This window comes from Pseudomonas fluorescens, from assembly GCF_001902145.1.
GTDB lineage: Bacteria > Pseudomonadota > Gammaproteobacteria > Pseudomonadales > Pseudomonadaceae > Aquipseudomonas > Aquipseudomonas fluorescens_BV.
This window is the reverse complement of sequence record NZ_MRST01000022.1, coordinates 159,110-175,497: the sequence shown is the minus strand read 5'-3', so window position 1 is coordinate 175,497 and position 16,388 is coordinate 159,110. Positions and strand designations below refer to the sequence as shown.

The 16,388-nt window shown below is 61.3% G+C and carries 16 protein-coding genes; 10 read left to right on the top strand and 6 right to left on the bottom strand.

What is annotated here, in order from left to right:
• The first annotated feature begins 24 nt into the window (after nt 1–24).
• Nucleotides 25–903, top strand: coding sequence for a DMT family transporter (locus tag BUE92_RS10830; protein ID WP_003194370.1), 879 nt, complete (start codon nt 25–27; stop codon nt 901–903).
• On the opposite strand, the gene BUE92_RS10825 is transcribed toward BUE92_RS10830, so the two are convergent.
• Entirely contained in the window at nt 904–2,238 is a 1,335-nt protein-coding gene (locus BUE92_RS10825; protein ID WP_014720038.1) for an MFS transporter, read from the bottom strand. It abuts the gene before it with no gap.
• A 226-nt stretch (nt 2,239–2,464) separates the two neighbouring features.
• Here BUE92_RS10825 and quiC point away from each other — a divergent pair, with 226 nt between their 5' ends.
• Nucleotides 2,465–4,366 (top strand): 3-dehydroshikimate dehydratase QuiC, encoded by a 1,902-nt coding sequence (gene quiC, locus BUE92_RS10820; protein WP_073523627.1) that lies wholly within the window; start codon nt 2,465–2,467, stop codon nt 4,364–4,366.
• Nucleotides 4,367–4,443: 77 nt separating this feature from the next.
• Nucleotides 4,444–5,109, top strand: coding sequence for a TetR/AcrR family transcriptional regulator (locus BUE92_RS10815; RefSeq protein WP_073523626.1), 666 nt, complete (start codon nt 4,444–4,446; stop codon nt 5,107–5,109).
• Between the two features lie 223 nt (nt 5,110–5,332).
• Here BUE92_RS10815 and BUE92_RS10810 read toward each other — a convergent pair whose 3' ends face one another.
• A complete protein-coding gene (locus BUE92_RS10810) occupies nt 5,333–6,181 on the bottom strand; it encodes a shikimate dehydrogenase (protein ID WP_073523625.1) in 849 nt (282 codons plus the stop codon).
• Entirely contained in the window at nt 6,181–6,627 is a 447-nt protein-coding gene (aroQ, locus tag BUE92_RS10805; RefSeq protein WP_073523624.1) for a type II 3-dehydroquinate dehydratase, read from the bottom strand. Before aroQ ends, BUE92_RS10810 begins: the two co-directional genes overlap by 1 nt.
• Before the next feature lie 39 nt (nt 6,628–6,666).
• Between aroQ and BUE92_RS27865 the strand changes: the two genes are divergently transcribed.
• The 3 genes from BUE92_RS27865 to BUE92_RS10795 all read left to right on the top strand — a co-directional run bounded on the left by BUE92_RS27865 (nt 6,667) and on the right by BUE92_RS10795 (nt 7,872).
• Nucleotides 6,667–6,894: a hypothetical protein gene (locus BUE92_RS27865; RefSeq protein ID WP_143169969.1), complete on the top strand. Its 228-nt coding sequence runs from the start codon at nt 6,667–6,669 to the stop codon at nt 6,892–6,894.
• An 85-nt stretch (nt 6,895–6,979) separates the two neighbouring features.
• Nucleotides 6,980–7,408 carry a DUF4160 domain-containing protein gene (locus BUE92_RS10800; protein ID WP_073523622.1) on the top strand — a complete coding sequence of 143 codons (429 nt, stop codon included), beginning with the start codon at nt 6,980–6,982 and terminating at the stop codon, nt 7,406–7,408.
• Nucleotides 7,405–7,872 carry a DUF2442 domain-containing protein gene (locus tag BUE92_RS10795; protein WP_060767998.1) on the top strand — a complete coding sequence of 156 codons (468 nt, stop codon included), beginning with the start codon at nt 7,405–7,407 and terminating at the stop codon, nt 7,870–7,872. The genes BUE92_RS10800 and BUE92_RS10795 overlap by 4 nt, the downstream gene beginning before the upstream one ends.
• Nucleotides 7,873–7,986: 114 nt before the next feature.
• Here the strand turns inward: BUE92_RS10795 and trmA are convergent, their stop codons facing one another.
• Both trmA and BUE92_RS10785 read right to left on the bottom strand, forming a co-directional pair.
• Nucleotides 7,987–9,066: a tRNA (uridine(54)-C5)-methyltransferase TrmA gene (gene trmA / locus BUE92_RS10790; RefSeq protein ID WP_073523620.1), complete on the bottom strand. Its 1,080-nt coding sequence runs from the start codon at nt 9,064–9,066 to the stop codon at nt 7,987–7,989.
• Nucleotides 9,063–10,358, bottom strand: a complete 1,296-nt coding sequence (locus tag BUE92_RS10785) for an NCS2 family permease (RefSeq protein WP_073523618.1) — start codon at nt 10,356–10,358, stop codon at nt 9,063–9,065. Before BUE92_RS10785 ends, trmA begins: the two co-directional genes overlap by 4 nt.
• 188 nt (nt 10,359–10,546) lie before the next feature.
• Between BUE92_RS10785 and BUE92_RS10780 the strand changes: the two genes are divergently transcribed.
• From BUE92_RS10780 to BUE92_RS10765, 4 genes are all read left to right on the top strand, one after another.
• On the top strand, nt 10,547–10,993 hold the full coding sequence (locus tag BUE92_RS10780) for a DUF4879 domain-containing protein (RefSeq protein ID WP_073523807.1): 447 nt from the start codon (nt 10,547–10,549) through the stop codon (nt 10,991–10,993).
• Between the two features lie 96 nt (nt 10,994–11,089).
• Complete coding sequence (locus BUE92_RS10775) at nt 11,090–11,614, top strand: (2Fe-2S)-binding protein (RefSeq protein WP_034126942.1); 525 nt, start codon at nt 11,090–11,092, stop codon at nt 11,612–11,614.
• Nucleotides 11,611–12,600, top strand: coding sequence for an FAD binding domain-containing protein (locus tag BUE92_RS10770; protein ID WP_073523616.1), 990 nt, complete (start codon nt 11,611–11,613; stop codon nt 12,598–12,600). Before BUE92_RS10775 ends, BUE92_RS10770 begins: the two co-directional genes overlap by 4 nt.
• The gene (locus BUE92_RS10765; protein ID WP_073523614.1) at nt 12,597–14,780 is read left to right on the top strand and encodes a xanthine dehydrogenase family protein molybdopterin-binding subunit; all 2,184 of its coding nucleotides are present in this window, start codon (nt 12,597–12,599) and stop codon (nt 14,778–14,780) included. The genes BUE92_RS10770 and BUE92_RS10765 overlap by 4 nt, the downstream gene beginning before the upstream one ends.
• Before the next feature lie 155 nt (nt 14,781–14,935).
• Here the strand turns inward: BUE92_RS10765 and BUE92_RS10760 are convergent, their stop codons facing one another.
• Nucleotides 14,936–16,174 carry an MFS transporter gene (locus BUE92_RS10760; protein ID WP_073523612.1) on the bottom strand — a complete coding sequence of 413 codons (1,239 nt, stop codon included), beginning with the start codon at nt 16,172–16,174 and terminating at the stop codon, nt 14,936–14,938.
• Between the last annotated feature and the right edge of the window lie 214 nt (nt 16,175–16,388).

Below are 16,388 nucleotides of genomic sequence, written 5' to 3'. Positions count from 1 at the left end.
CCGCTCGCCACACAAGAGAATTCAATGACTGTCAGTACCCCGCTCTCCGGCGTCAACCATCCGTTCAAAGGCATCCTGCTGATTGTGCTGGCGACGTTCCTGTTCTCCAGCCACGACGCCTTGTCCAAATACCTGGCCGGGTTTTACCCGATCGTGATGGTGGTGTGGGCGCGGTACATGGTCCACACCTTGCTGATGGCCGGGATCTTCCTGCCGCAATCGGGCCTGCGCGTGTTGCGCAGCAAGCGGCCGGGCATGCAGGTGGTGCGGGCGTTATGCCTGTTGGGCACCAGCCTGTTCTTCACCACGGCGCTGCATTACATCCCGTTGGCCGAAGCCACTGCGGTGAACTTCCTGGCGCCGATCCTGGTGACGGCGCTGTCGGTGCCGTTGCTCGGTGAGCACGTGACCCGTGGCCAGTGGCTGGCGGTGATCTGCGGGTTTATCGGCGTGGTGATCATCATCCACCCCGGCGGCGAGCTGTTTACCCCGGCGGTACTGCTGCCGCTGTGCTCGGCGCTGTTCTTCTGCTTCTACCAGTTGCTCACGCGCATCCTCAGCCAATACGACAGCCCGACCACCAGCAACTTCTTCGCCGGCCTGTGCAACACCTTGGTGATGAGTGCAATGGTGCCGTTCTTCTGGCAAGTGCCGACGCTGTGGCATGCGGTGATGATGCTGGCGCTGGGCACCTGCGGGATGACCGCGCACCTGATGCTCACCCAGGCGTTCCGCTTCGCGGCGCCGGCCTTGCTGGCGCCGTTTGGCTATTGCCAGATCGTGTTTGCGGGGTTGTTGGGCTGGCTGGTGTTCAGCCATACCCCCGATATGACCACGGTGGTGGGTATCGGGGTGATCTGCATGAGCGGGTTGGCCGCTGCCTGGCAGCAGCGGCGGCGTTAGTTAAACGTCTACCGTGGGGATCTTGCGCGGCGCCATGAAGTACATCCACACCAGTGCGATGAAGTACATCGCCGGGATCAGGGTGAACAACACCGTGTAGTTGTTGTTGGTCACCGTGAGGATATGGCCGACGATCTGGGTCATGAACATGCCGCCGATGGCCGCGCACATGCCGCCGAAACCGAACACCGTGCTCATCATGTGCTTGGGCGTGTAGTCCATCACCAGGCTCCAGATGTTGGCGGTCCAGGCCTGGTGCGCGCCGATGGCCAGGGAGATGGCAAACACCGCGACCCACAGCTGGCTGGAGCCGGCCGCCATGATCACGCCGACGATGCAGCAGGCGAACAGCAACATCGACAACAGCCGCGCCTTGATCGAGTTCATCCCTCGGCCGATCAGGAATGACGACAGGATCCCGCCGCCCACGCTGCCAAAGTCGGCGGTGAGGTAAATGATGATCAGCGGAATGCCCATCTGGGTCACGTTGATGCCCAGGTTGTATTGCTGGTTCAAGAACGGCGGCAGCCAATACAGGTAGAACCAGAACACCGGCGCAGTGAGCGAGTAGGCGAGGGCGAAGGCCCAGGTGCCACGCATGCGCAGGATGCGGCTGAACGGCACACGGGGTTGTTCTGGCTCGACTTCCTGTTGCACGTAGTCCAGTTCGGATTGTTTAACGGTGGGGTGGTCTTCCGGGTTGTAGTACTTCAAGCCCCAGAGCACCAGCCAGATACCGCCCAGTGCCGACATGCACAGGAACGCTGCCTGCCAGCCCCACACGTGCAGGATCAACGGCAGCAGCATGGGTGTCATCATCGCGCCGACGTTGGTGCCGGCGTTGAAGATGCCGGTGGCCACTGCACGTTCACCCGCCGGGAACCACAAGCGTGTGGTCTTGACGCAGGCCGGGTAGTTGGCGGCTTCGGTCAGCCCGAGGACAAACCGGCAGACCATAAAGCCCACCGCCGAAGTGGCCAGTCCATGGGCGCCGGTGGCCAGGCTCCACAGCAGCACGGCGCAGAAGAACACGCGCTTGACGCCAACCCGGTCAATCAGGCGGCCTTGCAGCACAAAGCCGATGGCGTAGCCGACCTGGAACCAGAAATTGATGTTGGCGTAGTCCATCGCCGTCCAGCTCATTTCCTTGGCGAGGATCGGTTGCATCACGCCCAGGGCGGCGCGGTCGATGTAGTTCAAGGTGGTGGCGAAGAACACCAGGGCCAGCATGCCCCAGCGCGTTTTACCCACGGCCAGGGCACCGCGGATCTTGTCGCCGATGCCGGCGTGCGGGTTGCCCGGGCGCGCGGCCAGGGCTGAATTTTGCAGAGGCATGAGGTTTGTACCCGTTTTTTGAAATTCTTATGGTGTGTTCTGGGTCTTTGTTACGTGAGCGAATTGCCCGGTCGATGGTGCGCAGTGGTTAAAAAGTCGTCAATTCGCCAAAGAGGCTTAGTGTTCGATAATCGCACCAAAAACTAACCGGTTCGTACATTTTAATTGCTGCCTGTAGGCTGGGGGCGAATAATTTGCCACAAACAACAATTGCCGGGAGTCTTCCATGCAACGTTCTATTGCCACTGTGTCCTTGAGCGGCACCCTGCCGGAAAAACTCGAAGCCATCGCCGCCGCCGGGTTTGATGGGGTGGAGATCTTTGAGAACGACTTGTTGTATTACGACGGCAGCCCTCGGGAAGTCCGGCAGATGTGCGCCGACCTCGGCATCGCCATCACCCTGTTCCAGCCGTTTCGCGACTTCGAAGGCTGCCGCCGTGATCGCCTGGCGCGCAACCTGGAGCGTGCCGAACGCAAATTCGATCTGATGCAAGAGCTAGGCACCGACCTGGTGCTGGTGTGCAGTAACGCCTCGGCCGACAGCGTGGGTGACGAACGTATTCTGCTCGATGACCTGAGCCTGCTGGCCGAACACGCGGGCAAGCGCGGCCTGCGCATCGGCTATGAAGCGTTGGCCTGGGGCAAGCATGTGAACACCTGGCAGCAGGTGTGGAACCTGGTGCGCCAGGTCGACCACCCAAGCCTGGGCGTGTTGCTCGACAGCTTCCACACCTTGTCGCTCAAGGGCGACCCGAGTGGCATCGCCCAGATCCCCGGCGACAAGATTTTCTTCGTGCAGATGGCCGACGCGCCGATCCTGGCCATGGATGTGCTGGAGTGGAGCCGGCATTTCCGCTGCTTCCCGGGGCAGGGCGAGTTTGACCTGGCGGGCTTTCTCGCGCCGATCATCCAGAGTGGTTACACCGGGCCGTTGTCCCTGGAAATTTTCAATGACGGTTTTCGCGCTGCGCCGACCCGTGCGAATGCGGCGGATGGTTTGCGGTCACTGTTGTACCTGGAAGAAAAAACCCGCCAGCGCCTGGCGCAAGAAGCCCCCGCTGCGCCCGTTGATATCCTGTTTGAAACTCCGGCGGCCAGCGAATACGACGGTATCGAGTTTCTTGAATTTGCCGTGGACGAAAGCCTCGGCGCCAAACTGACCCATTGGCTGGAGCGCCTGGGTTTCGCCAAGGCCGGTCAGCATCGCTCCAAGAATGTGAGCCTGTTGCGCCAGGGGGACATCAACCTGATCCTCAACTGCGAACCCTATTCCTTCGCCCACAACTTTTTCGAGGCCCATGGCCCGTCGCTGTGCGCCACGGCAATTCGGGTCAAGGACAGTGCCAAGGCCCTGGAGCGGGCGGTGGCCTACAAGGGCCAGCCTTATCGCGGCCTGGTCGGCCCCAACGAGCTGGAATTGGCCGCCGTGCGTGCACCGGATGGCAGCCTGATTTACCTGGTCGACCCCAGCGAAGGCGGGCTGTACGACACCGATTTCAACCTGCAAACGGCTGCACCCGCCAGTGGTGGCTTGTTGCGCATCGACCATATGGCCATGGCGCTGCCGGCCGACAGCCTCGACAGTTGGGTGTTGTTCTACAAAAGCCTGCTGGATTTCGAAGCCGATGACGAAGTGGTCCTGCCCGACCCCTACGGCCTGGTGAAAAGCCGTGCGTTGCGCAGCCGTTGCAGTTCGATTCGCCTGCCGTTGAATATTTCCGAAAACCGCAACACGGCGATTTCCCACGCGCTCTCCAGCTATCGCGGTTCGGGCGTGCACCACATTGCCTTCGATTGCGCGGATATTTTTGCCGAGGTACGCCGGGCCAAAGAGGCCGGTGTGCCGTTGCTGGATATCCCGCTCAACTATTACGACGACCTGGCGGCACGCTTCGATTTCGACGATGAGTTCCTCAGTGAGTTGGCGTATTACAACGTGCTGTACGACCGCGACGCCCAGGGCGGTGAGTTGTTTCATGTGTACACCGAGGCGTTCGAGGGGCGGTTTTTCTTCGAGATCATCCAACGCAAGAATGGCTATGCCGGCTACGGCGCTGCCAACGTGGCGGTGCGTCTGGCGGCGATGGCCAAGTCGCGCAGTGGGGCGGTACGCCAGGCTCGGCTATAACCGCAAGGCAGGTGCTTCCTTCGGGGAGCGCCGCGGCCCATAATCAGCGCCTGCACAACAATGGCCGTGAGCGCACCATGACCTCGAGTCCCGATCTCCCCGCGGTAGCTGACGCACCGCGCAAGAGTCGCAAGAACAATCCGGAAAAGACCCGGGAGAATATTCTCCAGGAAGCCATTGTCGAGTTTGTTCAACAGGGCCTGGCCGGCGCTCGCGTAGACGCTATCGCTGAGCGCATCCATACCTCCAAGCGCATGATCTATTACTACTTCGGCAGCAAGGAGCAGCTATACGTCGAGGTGCTGGAGAAGCTCTACGGTGATATCCGCAACACTGAGACGCGTATGAACCTCACCGCCCTGGAACCTCGTGAGGCGATCCGGCGGTTGGTGGAATTTACCTTCGATCACCACGACCAGAATGTGGATTTCGTACGCATCGTCAGCATCGAAAATATCCACAACGCCGAGTACGTCAAGCGCACCGACACCATCAAGGCGATGAACAGCAAAATCCTGGAAGGGTTGGGGGAGACCCTGCGCCGCGGGGCTGAGCTGGGGCTGTTTCGCGAAGGGCTGGAGCCGTTGGATGTGCATTTGCTGATCAACTCGTTCAGTTTCTACCGGGTGTCCAATCGGCACACCTTCAGCGAGATTTTCCAGATTGAGTTGTCGGACGAGGTGATCAAGCAGCGGCATCGGGCGATGATTTGCGAGTCGGTGTTGCGTTACCTGCAAGCCTGAGAACACCTGCTTTCAAGACCGAATCCAATCAATGTGGGAGCCGGGCTTGCCCCGATGCTGTAGGAGCGAGCTTGCTCGCGAAAAACGTCAACGATAACACGCGCTTGCTGAATGAACGCGGCGCCTGTGAGTTTTTCGCGAGCAAGCTCGCTCCTACAAAAAGCCCTTAACTGACTGGCATTGGGGCAAGCCAGCTCCCACATTTTTGATTGGGTTTGCATCCCTAGATAGTCATGCTCTGGAAGTGCGCCAGCATTCGATCTGCATCCGCCACTTCACCGCTGAACAACTCAAACGCCTTCACCGCCTGAAACACCGCCATATTGCCGCCATTCAACGTACGGCAACCCAAGGCGCGGGCGTCGCGCAGCAGTTGGGTTTCCAGCGGGAAGTACACGATTTCCGCCACCCACAATTGGGCCCGCAACAATCGCGCTGGCACCGGCGTGCCGGGCAGCTTGGCCATGCCCATCGGCGTGGTGTTCACCAAGCCATCGGCCTCGGCCATGGCGTTTTCCAGCTGGTTGCCGACTTGAGCGCGGCCGGCGCCAAAGTGTTGGGCGAGGTTATCCACCAGGTCCTGGGCGCGGCTGCTGTCGACGTCGAAGACGCTCAAGTGCTCCACACCCTCGGCCAACAGCGCATGGGCCACCGCTGCGCCTGCGCCACCGGCGCCCATCTGCACCACGCGTTGGCGCGGCACGTTGTGCAAGTTGCGCCGAAAGCCTTCGGCGAACCCCAGGCAGTCAGTGTTATGACCGATGCGCTTGCCATCCTTGAACACCACGGTGTTGACCGCGCCAATGCCCCGGGCCTCATCGGACAGTTCATCGAGCAAGGGCAGGATCGCCTGCTTGCACGGGTAGGTAATGTTCAAGCCGGTGAAGTGCATCTGCTGCGCGGCGCGCAGCAGGTCGGGAAGGGCGTCGAGGTTCAGGTGCAGCGGTTCCAGGTCGATCAGGCGGTACAGATAGCGCAAGCCCTGGGCATCGCCTTCCTGCTCATGCAGTGCCGGGGTGCGTGAGGCCTGGATGCCGGCGCCGATCAGGCCAGCGAGAATGCGTGGTTTCATCACGTGCGTCCCTTCAGCGTCAGGCTGAAATGTTCCAGTGCCAGGTGGTAGCCATGGCTGCCAAACCCGGCCAGCACGGCCTGGGCGATCGGTGACATAAACGAGTGGTGACGAAAGGCTTCACGGGCATGCACGTTGGATAAATGCACTTCGATCACCGGCACTTCACTGGCCACCAGGGCATCGCGGATCGCGACCGAAGTGTGAGTCCAAGCCGCCGGGTTGATCACAATACCCGCGCAGCGGTTGCGGGCGCCGTGGATCCAGTCGAGCAATTCGCCCTCGTGGTTGGTCTGGCGAAACTCGATCTTCAGACCGAGCTTGTCGGCGCTGCGACCACACAGGGCGGCAATGTCGGCCAGGGTTTCATGGCCATAAGTGGCAGGCTCGCGGGTGCCGAGCAGGTTGAGATTGGGGCCGTTGAGCACCAGCACGATGGGCGGCATAGAGGCTTCTCCACAGTTCTTATTGGTTGTGGAATCAAAATGTACTGGTTGGTTAATTTGGTCAATGGATGGCTGCGGATCTGTTCGGTGATCGAACGTTTAATCAATGCAATTGCTGGATCACCGGCTGATGTGCATTCGGTTGAAGTATTGCGCGAGGTTGCTGAACGAGGCGGACTTTCGAGCATTGACCGGGTTGTTCCAGTCGTTGGCATCCCTGGTTACAACCCGGTATTCGCCGGTTTTTTTGTGGTTACTAATCTGTGAATCAGCTTCGGGAATAGGAGCCGGTTGTCGGGTGTGCAGAGGGAAATTGTTACCTGACGGAAAATAACCTAACGGATGGGTTACGATGAGAGTAGGTGCTTACAAAGGCTATGTCATTTCGGTGTTTATCAGGGATGAGCATTGCCCGCCCCATGTGCATGTCAGGGGCAAGGGATGGGATGCGCGGTTTCGTTTCAGTTTCCTGGATGGGGAAGTTGAGTTGTGGGATGTAGAGCCTGAACGGAGGCGGCCACCCATAGCACTTCTGAAGGAGATACGCGGGGCGATCATGCAGCGGCACTACTTGGCGCGGGCACGCAGGATTTGGTGGGAAAAACTGCAGACGGTTTGCCTGGAGAATCATTCCTGGAATTGGGAAACGGATGAACTCATTCCTGGATTGGTCATTCAGCGTGGTGTTTACGTGATTGCACGTGCCCGACACGATGTCGTAGGGCAGAAAACAATTTTGAATCTGGTCAGAGCCCCAGGTTTTGTGGAGATCGATTTATGAAAAAGATCATAAAAGCCAAAGTCACACCTTATGTACCTCTCACTGAAGCCGACGTTGACAAGGCAATCGCCCGAGGACGCAGGTTGAAACGCCTGTACGCCAACGCCAGTAACGTACGTTATGAAAACGATTGCCTCTCCATTGGCTTCAGCGATGGCAGCCGCGTTGTGTTGCCGGTGGCTGGCCTGCCGGAGTTCGAAGGGTTTTCAGAGAAGGATTTCCAGCAGTTGGAAGTGACTTTCGGAGGCAAGGCGATTAGCTGTGAAGCGCAGGACCTGGATGTTTCGATCACAGGGTTGATCGCTACAAGCCAGCCGCTGATGGACCTGGCAACCAGCCTGGTGGCATCGCGCAATGGTCGCAAAAGCAGCGCGGCCAAGACCGCAGCGGCCCGGGCCAATGGCAAGAAGGGGGGCCGGCCACGCAAGGAAGTACCGCAGCCCCCAGAGACAACAGACACTTGAATAAACAGTAGGAGCGAGCTTGCTCGCGAAAACCCCACAGGCACCGCGTTTATCCAGGAAGCACGCGTTATCGTTGACGTTTTTCGCGAGCAAGCTCGCTCCTACCTCGCAGATTTATCGGCGGGTCAGCAACACACCCGACTCCATATGGTGCGTCCACGGGAACTGGTCAAACATTGCACACTGGGTAATCCGGTGCGTGTCGTGCAGTTGCGCGATATTCGCCGCCAGCGTCTCCGGGTTGCAGGAGATGTACAGGATGTTGTCGAAGCGCCGGGTCAGCTCGCAGGTGTCCGGGTCCATGCCAGCGCGGGGCGGGTCGACGAAGACGCTACCGAACTCGTAGCTTTTCAGGTCGATGCCGTGCAGGCGGCGGAACGGGCGCACTTCGTTCAGGGCTTGGGTGAGTTCTTCGGCGGAGAGGCGCACCAGGGTGACGTTCTCCACGCCATTTTCATCCAGGTTGCTCAGGGCCGCATTCACCGAGGTCTTGCTGATCTCGGTGGCCAGCACCTTGCGCACGCGGGTCGCCAGCGGCAGGGTGAAGTTGCCGTTGCCGCAGTACAGCTCCAGCAAATCGTCCGGGCGATTGCCCAGCGCTTCGTAGGCCCAGTTGAGCATCTTCTGGTTCACCGTGCCGTTGGGCTGGGTGAACGCGCCTTCGGGTTGGCGGTAGCTGAAGGTGCGCCCACCGACGTCGAGTTTCTCCACCACGTAGTCGTGGCCGATCACATCGCGCTTGCCCTTGGAACGGCCGATGATGCTCACATTCAGCTCAGCGGCCAATGTGTTCGCGGCGGTATGCCAATGTTCGTCCAGCGGGCGGTGATAACACAGGGTGATCATCGCGTCGCCGGCCAGGGTGGTGAGGAACTCCACCTGGAACAGCTTGTGGCTCAGGGCGGCGCTGGCTTGCCAGGCGGCCTTGAGTTGCGGCATCAACTGGTTGATGCGCTGGCTGGCGATGGGGAACTCTTCGATGAGGATCGGCGTGCGCTTGTCCTCCTGGGAGAACATCGCGTAGTGGCGCTCGCCGCCTTCGCGCCACAGGCGGAACTCCGCACGCAGGCGAAAGTGCTGCAACGGCGAGTCGAAGACCTGCGGCTCGGGTGCGTCGAACGGTGCCAGCAGGTCACGCAGGCGCGTGACCTTGTCTTGCAGTTGAGCGGTGTAGCTTGCGGCGTCGAAAGTCATGCGTTGAACCAGCCCAGCTTGATCACAAACAGGATCGACAGGATCACCAGTGCCGGGTTCAGCTCACGGTAGCGGCCCGAAAGCAGCTTGATGGCGGTCCAGGCGATGAAACCGAAGGCGATGCCGTTGGCGATGGAGTAAGTGAAGGGCATCGCCAGGGCGGTGATTACCACCGGCGCTGCCACCGTAATGTCGTCCCAGTCGATTTCGGCCAGGCCTTGGCTCATCAGCACCGCCACAAACAGCAAGGCTGGCGCGGTGGCATAGGCCGGCACGCTGGCAGCCAGTGGCGAGAAGAACAACGCCAGCAAAAACAGGATCGCGACCACGATGGCGGTCAAGCCGGTACGGCCACCGGCGCTCACGCCTGCGGCCGATTCGATGTAGCTGGTGGTGGTCGAGGTGCCCAGCAGGGAACCGGCCATGGCGGCGGTGCTGTCGGCAATCAGCGCACGGCCCATTTTCGGCATATGGCCGTCCTTGCCCATCAGGCCGGCGCGCTTGGCAACGCCGATCAGGGTGCCGGAGTTATCGAACAGGTCAACGAACAGGAAGGCGAAGATCACGCTGACCAGGCCGATGTCCAGCGCGCCCTTGATATCCAGTTGCAGGAAGGTCGGGGCCAGGGACGGCGGCACCGAGGTCACACCGATGAAGGGCGTGAAGCCCAATACGATAGAGGCAATCGTCACCGCCAGGATGCCGATCAGCACCGCGCCGCGTACGGCCAGGGCTTCCAGCGCGACGATCAGTACGAAACCCAGGGTAGCCAGGATCGGCGCCGGTTGCTTCAGGTCGCCCAGGCCGACCATGGTGGCCGGGTTGCTCACCACGATACCGGCGTTATGCAGGGCGATCAGCGCCAGGAACAGGCCGATGCCGGCGGCAATCGCCGAGCGCAGGGGCAGGGGAATGGCGTTGATGATCCACTCACGAATGCGGAAGATCGACAGCAGGAAAAACAGCACCGCCGAAATGAATACCGCGCCCAGCGCCACCTGCCAGGTGTGGCCCATGTGCAGGACCACGGTATAGGTGAAGAAGGCGTTGAGGCCCATGCCCGGTGCCAGGGCGATCGGGTAGTTGGCGATCAGGCCCATCACGGCGGACCCGATGGCGGCCGCCAGACAGGTGGCGACAAACACCGCGCCCTTGTCCATGCCGGTCTCGCCGAGGATGCTCGGGTTCACGAAGAGGATGTAGGCCATGGCCAGGAAGGTGGTGATCCCCGCGAGAATCTCGGTGCGCACATTGGTGTTGTGGGCTTTGAGTTGAAACAGCTTTTCCAGCATGCCGGCTCCCTGTGACGCTAGTGTGCGTCGTGATTTGTTGACCTCTAAGTCAAAGCACAAACTGCGCCAAACGCTTGTGGTTTCAGAGAGGATCGGAAAAAGCGGCGCATCATACCAGCAGCCGAGGCTGTGTGGCGCATGGGCTTGAGGCATACTGCGCCGACGTTCAACAGCCGGTCATCGACAGCATGAAAAAAGCCAACCCGTGGAGTCTAGCTCTGATCGCCAGTATCAGCCTGTGGCTGGGCGCGGCACCGGCATGGGGCGCGGCTGCACCGGCCTTGAGCGAGGTGCGGGTGTTCAAGGTGGAATCGGCCAACTGCAGCGAAGCGATCCCGGAGCGGGTCAACACCACCCAGATGTGCGAGCACCGCGGGCCCACCAAGGTCTCGGTGATGGAAGTCGGCCTGGGCAACAGCCCCATGGGCCGCTTCAACGGCGCAGAGTTGAATGGGCAACGCACAGCGGTGTGCCAGGTCGGCAACATCAGTGAGGCGTGCAACGGCGTGGGTACCTTGATGGGCTACATCTACATGTTCGACCTGAACGTCCAGGCCCAGGGCTGGTTCGAATTCACCAATACCTCGATCAACCCGCCGCAAAACACCCTGAAAGCCCAGCTCAATATCCGCTGATCAATCATCTTGAACGCTCAAAACACCCGGAAGTCGTACCCCTAAGACGGCGATTTTCCTGAACGCCGCGGACGTACACCAACCCGTGAGGTGTTTATGAGCGCGACCCCCAATGGCGCGGCGGCCCAGCCGTTCGTCGCCCACCCGATACGCCTGACACTCAACGGCCAGGATCGCCAACTGAACGTGTTGCCCTGGACCACCTTGCTGGACTTGCTGCGTGAACAGTTGGACCTGGTGGGCAGCAAAAAAGGCTGCGACCACGGCCAATGCGGCGCCTGCACCGTGTTGCGTGACGGCAAGCGCGTGAATGCCTGCCTGACCCTGGCCGTGATGTGCGACGGCGCCGAATTGACCACCATCGAAGGCCTGGCCGACGGCGACCAACTGCACCCCATGCAGCAGGCCTTTATCCAGCACGACGCTTTCCAGTGCGGCTATTGCACCCCCGGCCAGATCTGTTCTGCCGTGGGCCTGGCCAATGAAGGCCGCGCCCACGACCGTGCGCAGATCCAGGAATTGATGAGCGGCAACCTGTGCCGCTGCGGCGCCTATAACAACATCCGCGATGCCATCGAAGACGCGCTGCCGGCCTGCCGCCGCCAGGGAGGTGAGTCATGAACCCCTTCCACTACAGCAGGCCGACCGATGTGCAGCAGGCCGTTCAGATGAGCGGCGTCGCCTCGCGCTTTATCGCCGGTGGCACCAACCTGCTGGACCTGATGAAGGAAAATATCAGCCATCCCGAGCACCTGATCGACATCACCGGCTTGCCGCTGCATGACATTCAAGAAACGGCCGAGGGCGGCCTGCGCATTGGTGCGCTGGTGAGCAACGCCGACCTGGCCTGGCACCCGCTCATTGAGCAGCGTTACCCGTTGCTGTCCCAGGCCATCCTCGCCGGGGCGTCACCGCAGTTACGCAACATGGCCAGTACCGGCGGCAACCTGTTGCAGCGCACCCGTTGCTATTACTTCTACGACGCCGCGGTACCGTGCAACAAGCGCCAGCCCGGCAGCGGCTGCCCGGCGCGCAACGGCTTGAACCGTATCCATGCGATTCTCGGCGCCAGTGAACAGTGCGTGGCCACCCATCCATCGGACATGTGCGTGGCCCTGTCGGCGCTTGCGGCGCGGGTGCATGTAGAAGGGCGTGGCGGCGCGCGAGTAATCGAGTTCGCCGACTTCCACCGCTTGCCAGGCGATGCGCCGCAACGCGACAACCAATTGGCCGACGATGAGCTGATCACGGCCATTGAGCTCCCCGCCGATCACCTGGCCCGCCACAGCCACTACCTGAAGATCCGCGACCGTGCCTCCTATGCCTTCGCCCTGGTTTCGGTGGCCGCCGCCTTGGAACTGGACGGCGATGAAATCATCGACGCCCGCCTGGCCCTCGGCGGCGTGGCGCACAAACCCTGGCGTGACCGCGCGGTGGAAGCCTTGCTGATTGGCCGCACGGTCAGCCGCGAAACCTTCAGCGCCGCCGCCGACGCCCTGCTGCAAGACGCCGAGCCTTTGGAACACAACGGCTTCAAGGTCAAGCTGGCGCGGCGGGCAATCATTCGTGCCCTGAGCGACGCCGCCGTCGCAGGAGAACAGCCATGAGCGCCATCGGCAAACCCCTGGACCGTGTCGACGGTCTGCTCAAGGTCACCGGCCAAGCGCGCTACGCCGGTGAATTTCCCGAGGACGGCCTGCTGCATGGCAGCGTGGTGTCGAGTACGATCGCCAAAGGCCGGGTGGTTCGCATCGATGCGTCCAAGGCGTTGGCCTTGCCCGGTGTAGTGGACGTGATCCATCACCTCAACCGGCCGAAAATCGCCAGCTATGACGAGGCGTTCGCCGATGCCGATGCGGCCGATGGCTCGCCTTTTCGCCCGCTGTATAACGACCGCGTGCTCTACAGCGGCCAGCCGCTGGCCCTGGTGATTGCCGATAACCTCGAACTGGCGCGGCGCGCCGGCTCGCTGGTGCAGATCGACTACGCGCCCGAAGCTTTCGAAACCGACCTGCTCACCCAGCAAGCGGCGGCGTACCCGTCGCCCCAGACCCCACCCGAACCGCGAGGCAACTTCGACGCTGAATGGGCCGGTGCCGCAATCAGTCTGGACCTGCACTACAGCACGCCCATCGAGCATCACAACCCGATGGAACCCCACGCCAGCACCGTGCTGTATCAGCCCGACGGCAGCCTGCATATCCACGACAAGACCCAGGGCCCGCAGAACTGCCAGGCCTATGTGCAAAAAGTCTTCGGCCTGGATAAGCGCCAGGTGCGCATCTTTGCCGCTTTCGTAGGTGGCGCCTTCGGTTCGGGCCTGCGCCCGCAATACCAATTGCCGCTCGCGGTGATGGCGGCCATGGCGCTCAAGCGTTCGGTGCGCGTCACCCTGACGCGCCAGCAGATGTTCACCTTCGGCTATCGCCCGCGCACCTTGCAGCGTTTGCAGATGGGCGCCGCCGCCAATGGGCGCTTGCTGGCGTTGGGGCACACCGCGATTGGCCAGACGTCGCGCTTCGAGGATTTCAGCGAGCACGTGGTGGAGTGGAGCGGCATGCTCTATCACTGTGACAACGTGCAGCTGACGTACAAGCTGGCGCCGTTGGATGTGTTTACCCCGCTGGACATGCGTGCCCCCGGCGCCGCGCTAGGCGTGCTCGGACTGGAGTGCGCCATGGACGAACTGGCGTGCGCCCTGGCCATCGACCCGGTGCAACTGCGCCTGATCAACTACGCCGAACGTAACCAGAACGAAGACAAGCCCTGGTCGAGCAAGGCCCTGCGTGAGTGCTACAGCGAGGGCGCCGAACGCTTCGGCTGGCACCAGCGCAACCCGGAACCGCGCAGCATGCGTGACGGCCGCCAATTGATCGGCTGGGGCATGGCCGGCGGGGTGTGGGAAGCCATGCAGATGAAGGCCAGCGCCAAGGCGCGCATCGATAGCAACGGCAAACTCACCGTCAGCAGTGCCACCACCGACATCGGCACCGGCACCTACACGGTGATGACTCAAATCGCCGCCCAGGCCAGTGGCGTGGCCATGGCCGACGTGCGTTTTGTGCTGGGCGATTCGTCGTTGCCCACCGCGCCGTTGCAGGGCGGCTCGTTTACCGTGTCCTCGGTGGGTACGGCGGTGCAGCAAGCCTGTGAAGCGCTGAATACCAAGTTGTTGCAGATCGCCCGGCAGACCTACCCGGTGTTCAAGGACGCCGAAGCGGTGCGGTTTGACGAAGGCCAACTGCATGCCGGTGATGTGAGTGTGTCATTGGCGCAACTGGTCAAGGACAGCGGTGAAGAGGTGCTGCAAGCACAGGTTGACAGCGAGCCGGACAAGAAACGCCAGGGCTATGCCTGCGCGACCCATTCGGCGGTGTTTGTCGAGGTGCGGGTTGACGAAGACCTGGGCACCATCAAGGTCAGCCGTGTGGTCAGCGCCATTGCCGCTGGGCGCGTGGTCAACCCCAAGATGGCCCGCAGCCAGATCCTCGGCGGTGTGGTGTGGGGCATTGGCATGGCCCTGCATGAAGAGACCCAGGTGGACCATGAACTGGGGCGCTACATGAACCACAGCCTGGCCGAGTACCACATCCCGGTGAACGCCGATATTGGCGAGATTGACGTGCTGTTCGTCGAAGAGCACGACGAGATCGTCAATGCCCTCGGATCCAAGGGCGTGGGGGAAATCGGCATTGTTGGGGTGGCGGCGGCGGTGGCGAATGCGGTTTACCATGCCACCGGCAAGCGGGTTCGGGAGTTTCCGATTACCTTGGATAAGGTGTTGTAACCGGATCTTCTCAACACTGAAAGTCAAAAATGTGGGAGCGGGCTTGCTCGCGAATGCGGTGGTTCAGTCACTGATGTACTGAAAGGCACGCCGCATTCGCGAGCAAGCCCGCTCCCACATTGACTGTATTCCAACATCAGGTCAGGCGGTGAAGCCTATGGCTTGGTTTCTTCCACCGGCACATGCATGCGATCTCGGTTGGCCAGGGTCGGGAACAGCTTGATCCACACCCCGGTCACTACCAGCGTGCCGATCCCGCCCATCACCACCGCAGGCACTGTCCCAAACCAGTGGGCGGTAATCCCGGATTCGAATTCGCCCAACTGATTGGACGCACCGATAAACAGGCCATTGACCGCACTCACCCGCCCGCGCATTTCATCCGGGGTTTCCAACTGCACGAACGACGCACGAATCACCATGCTGATCATGTCTGCCGCGCCCAGTACCACCAGCACCGCCAGTGAAAACCAGAACGAAGTCGACAGGCCGAAGGCAATGGTTGCCACCCCGAACACGCCGACGGCGGTGAACATCACGCGGCCCACTTGGCGGTCCACCGAAAAGCGCGCTAGCCACAGTGACATCAGCAATGCCCCCACGGCCGGTGCCGACCGCAGCAGGCCCAGGCCCCAGGCGCCGGTCAGTAGGATGTCCTTGGCGAACACCGGCAACAGCGCGGTAGCGCCACCCAGCAGCACGGCAAACAAGTCCAGGGAGATGGCGCCGAGAATGTCCGGGCGGCTGCGGATAAAGCGTATGCCGGCCAACAGGGAGTCCATGGTGGCCTTGGCTTTGTTCAGCGGGGTCTGGCGCGCGGGCAGGTTAAGGGTCAGCACGCAGGCGATCAGGTACAGCGCCACGGTGGGGCCGTACACCCACACACTGCCAAACGCATAAAGCAGGCCGCCCAGGGCCGGTGCGACGATGGTCGCCAGTTGCTGGGCCGATTGCGAGGCGGCCACGGCGCGGGGGAACAGCGCGCTGGGCACGATGCTCGGCAACAGCGCCTGGGTGGTGGGCATTTCAAACGATCGCGCGGCGCCCAGCAGGAAGGCAAGGATAAAGATCATTTCGCGGGTCACGTTGCCGGTCAGGCCACCGATGGCCAGGGACAAGGCAATCAGCGCCTGCAAGGTCTGGCAGATAGCGGCGACCCTGCGGCGTTCATAGCGATCAGCCACATGCCCGGTGTGCAGCATGAATAGCACGCGCGGCACGAATTCCACCAGGCCTACCAAGCCCAGGTCCAAGACGTTGCCGGTCAGCTGGTAGAGGTTCCAGCCGATCGCCACGGTGAGCATCTGGAAGCCGCTGGCGGTAAAGATCCGCGCCAGCCAGAACGCGATGAAAGGGCGGTGGTGACGTAACAGCAACGCAGGTTCACTGGGCATCGGCAATCAGGTCGGCAACGGAGGAATGGCGAGATTAGCATCAAGCTGTAACAAATAGTTGCAAGAACTGAGCTGAGGCAAGCTGTCACGCGGCAAAAGACCACACAGTCCTACAGCAAAAATGGGACTACTCTTTCAACGATGCTTGATCCAGATCAAAACCTGCCCCGGGATTGTTCTGGCGGTCGAAAGACCAGATTCCCCACGCGATGGG

Bases quoted from the DNA above. Each gene is read 5' to 3' on its own strand.
- BUE92_RS10825 (WP_014720038.1), bottom strand. From the start codon at position 2,238: ATGCCTCTGCAAAATTCAGCCCTGGCCGCGCGCCCGGGCAACCCGCAC.
- BUE92_RS10815 (WP_073523626.1), top strand. From the start codon at position 4,444: ATGACCTCGAGTCCCGATCTCCCCGCGGTAGCTGACGCACCGCGCAAG.
- BUE92_RS10810 (WP_073523625.1), bottom strand. From the start codon at position 6,181: ATGAAACCACGCATTCTCGCTGGCCTGATCGGCGCCGGCATCCAGGCC.
- BUE92_RS10795 (WP_060767998.1), top strand. From the start codon at position 7,405: ATGAAAAAGATCATAAAAGCCAAAGTCACACCTTATGTACCTCTCACT.
- BUE92_RS10785 (WP_073523618.1), bottom strand. From the start codon at position 10,358: ATGCTGGAAAAGCTGTTTCAACTCAAAGCCCACAACACCAATGTGCGC.
- BUE92_RS10760 (WP_073523612.1), bottom strand. From the start codon at position 16,174: ATGCCCAGTGAACCTGCGTTGCTGTTACGTCACCACCGCCCTTTCATC.
- trmA (WP_073523620.1), bottom strand. From the start codon at position 9,066: ATGACTTTCGACGCCGCAAGCTACACCGCTCAACTGCAAGACAAGGTC.
- BUE92_RS10780 (WP_073523807.1), top strand. From the start codon at position 10,547: ATGAAAAAAGCCAACCCGTGGAGTCTAGCTCTGATCGCCAGTATCAGC.
- aroQ (WP_073523624.1), bottom strand. From the start codon at position 6,627: ATGCCGCCCATCGTGCTGGTGCTCAACGGCCCCAATCTCAACCTGCTC.
- BUE92_RS10800 (WP_073523622.1), top strand. From the start codon at position 6,980: ATGAGAGTAGGTGCTTACAAAGGCTATGTCATTTCGGTGTTTATCAGG.
- BUE92_RS27865 (WP_143169969.1), top strand. From the start codon at position 6,667: ATGTACTGGTTGGTTAATTTGGTCAATGGATGGCTGCGGATCTGTTCG.
- BUE92_RS10830 (WP_003194370.1), top strand. From the start codon at position 25: ATGACTGTCAGTACCCCGCTCTCCGGCGTCAACCATCCGTTCAAAGGC.
- BUE92_RS10765 (WP_073523614.1), top strand. From the start codon at position 12,597: ATGAGCGCCATCGGCAAACCCCTGGACCGTGTCGACGGTCTGCTCAAG.
- BUE92_RS10775 (WP_034126942.1), top strand. From the start codon at position 11,090: ATGAGCGCGACCCCCAATGGCGCGGCGGCCCAGCCGTTCGTCGCCCAC.
- quiC (WP_073523627.1), top strand. From the start codon at position 2,465: ATGCAACGTTCTATTGCCACTGTGTCCTTGAGCGGCACCCTGCCGGAA.
- BUE92_RS10770 (WP_073523616.1), top strand. From the start codon at position 11,611: ATGAACCCCTTCCACTACAGCAGGCCGACCGATGTGCAGCAGGCCGTT.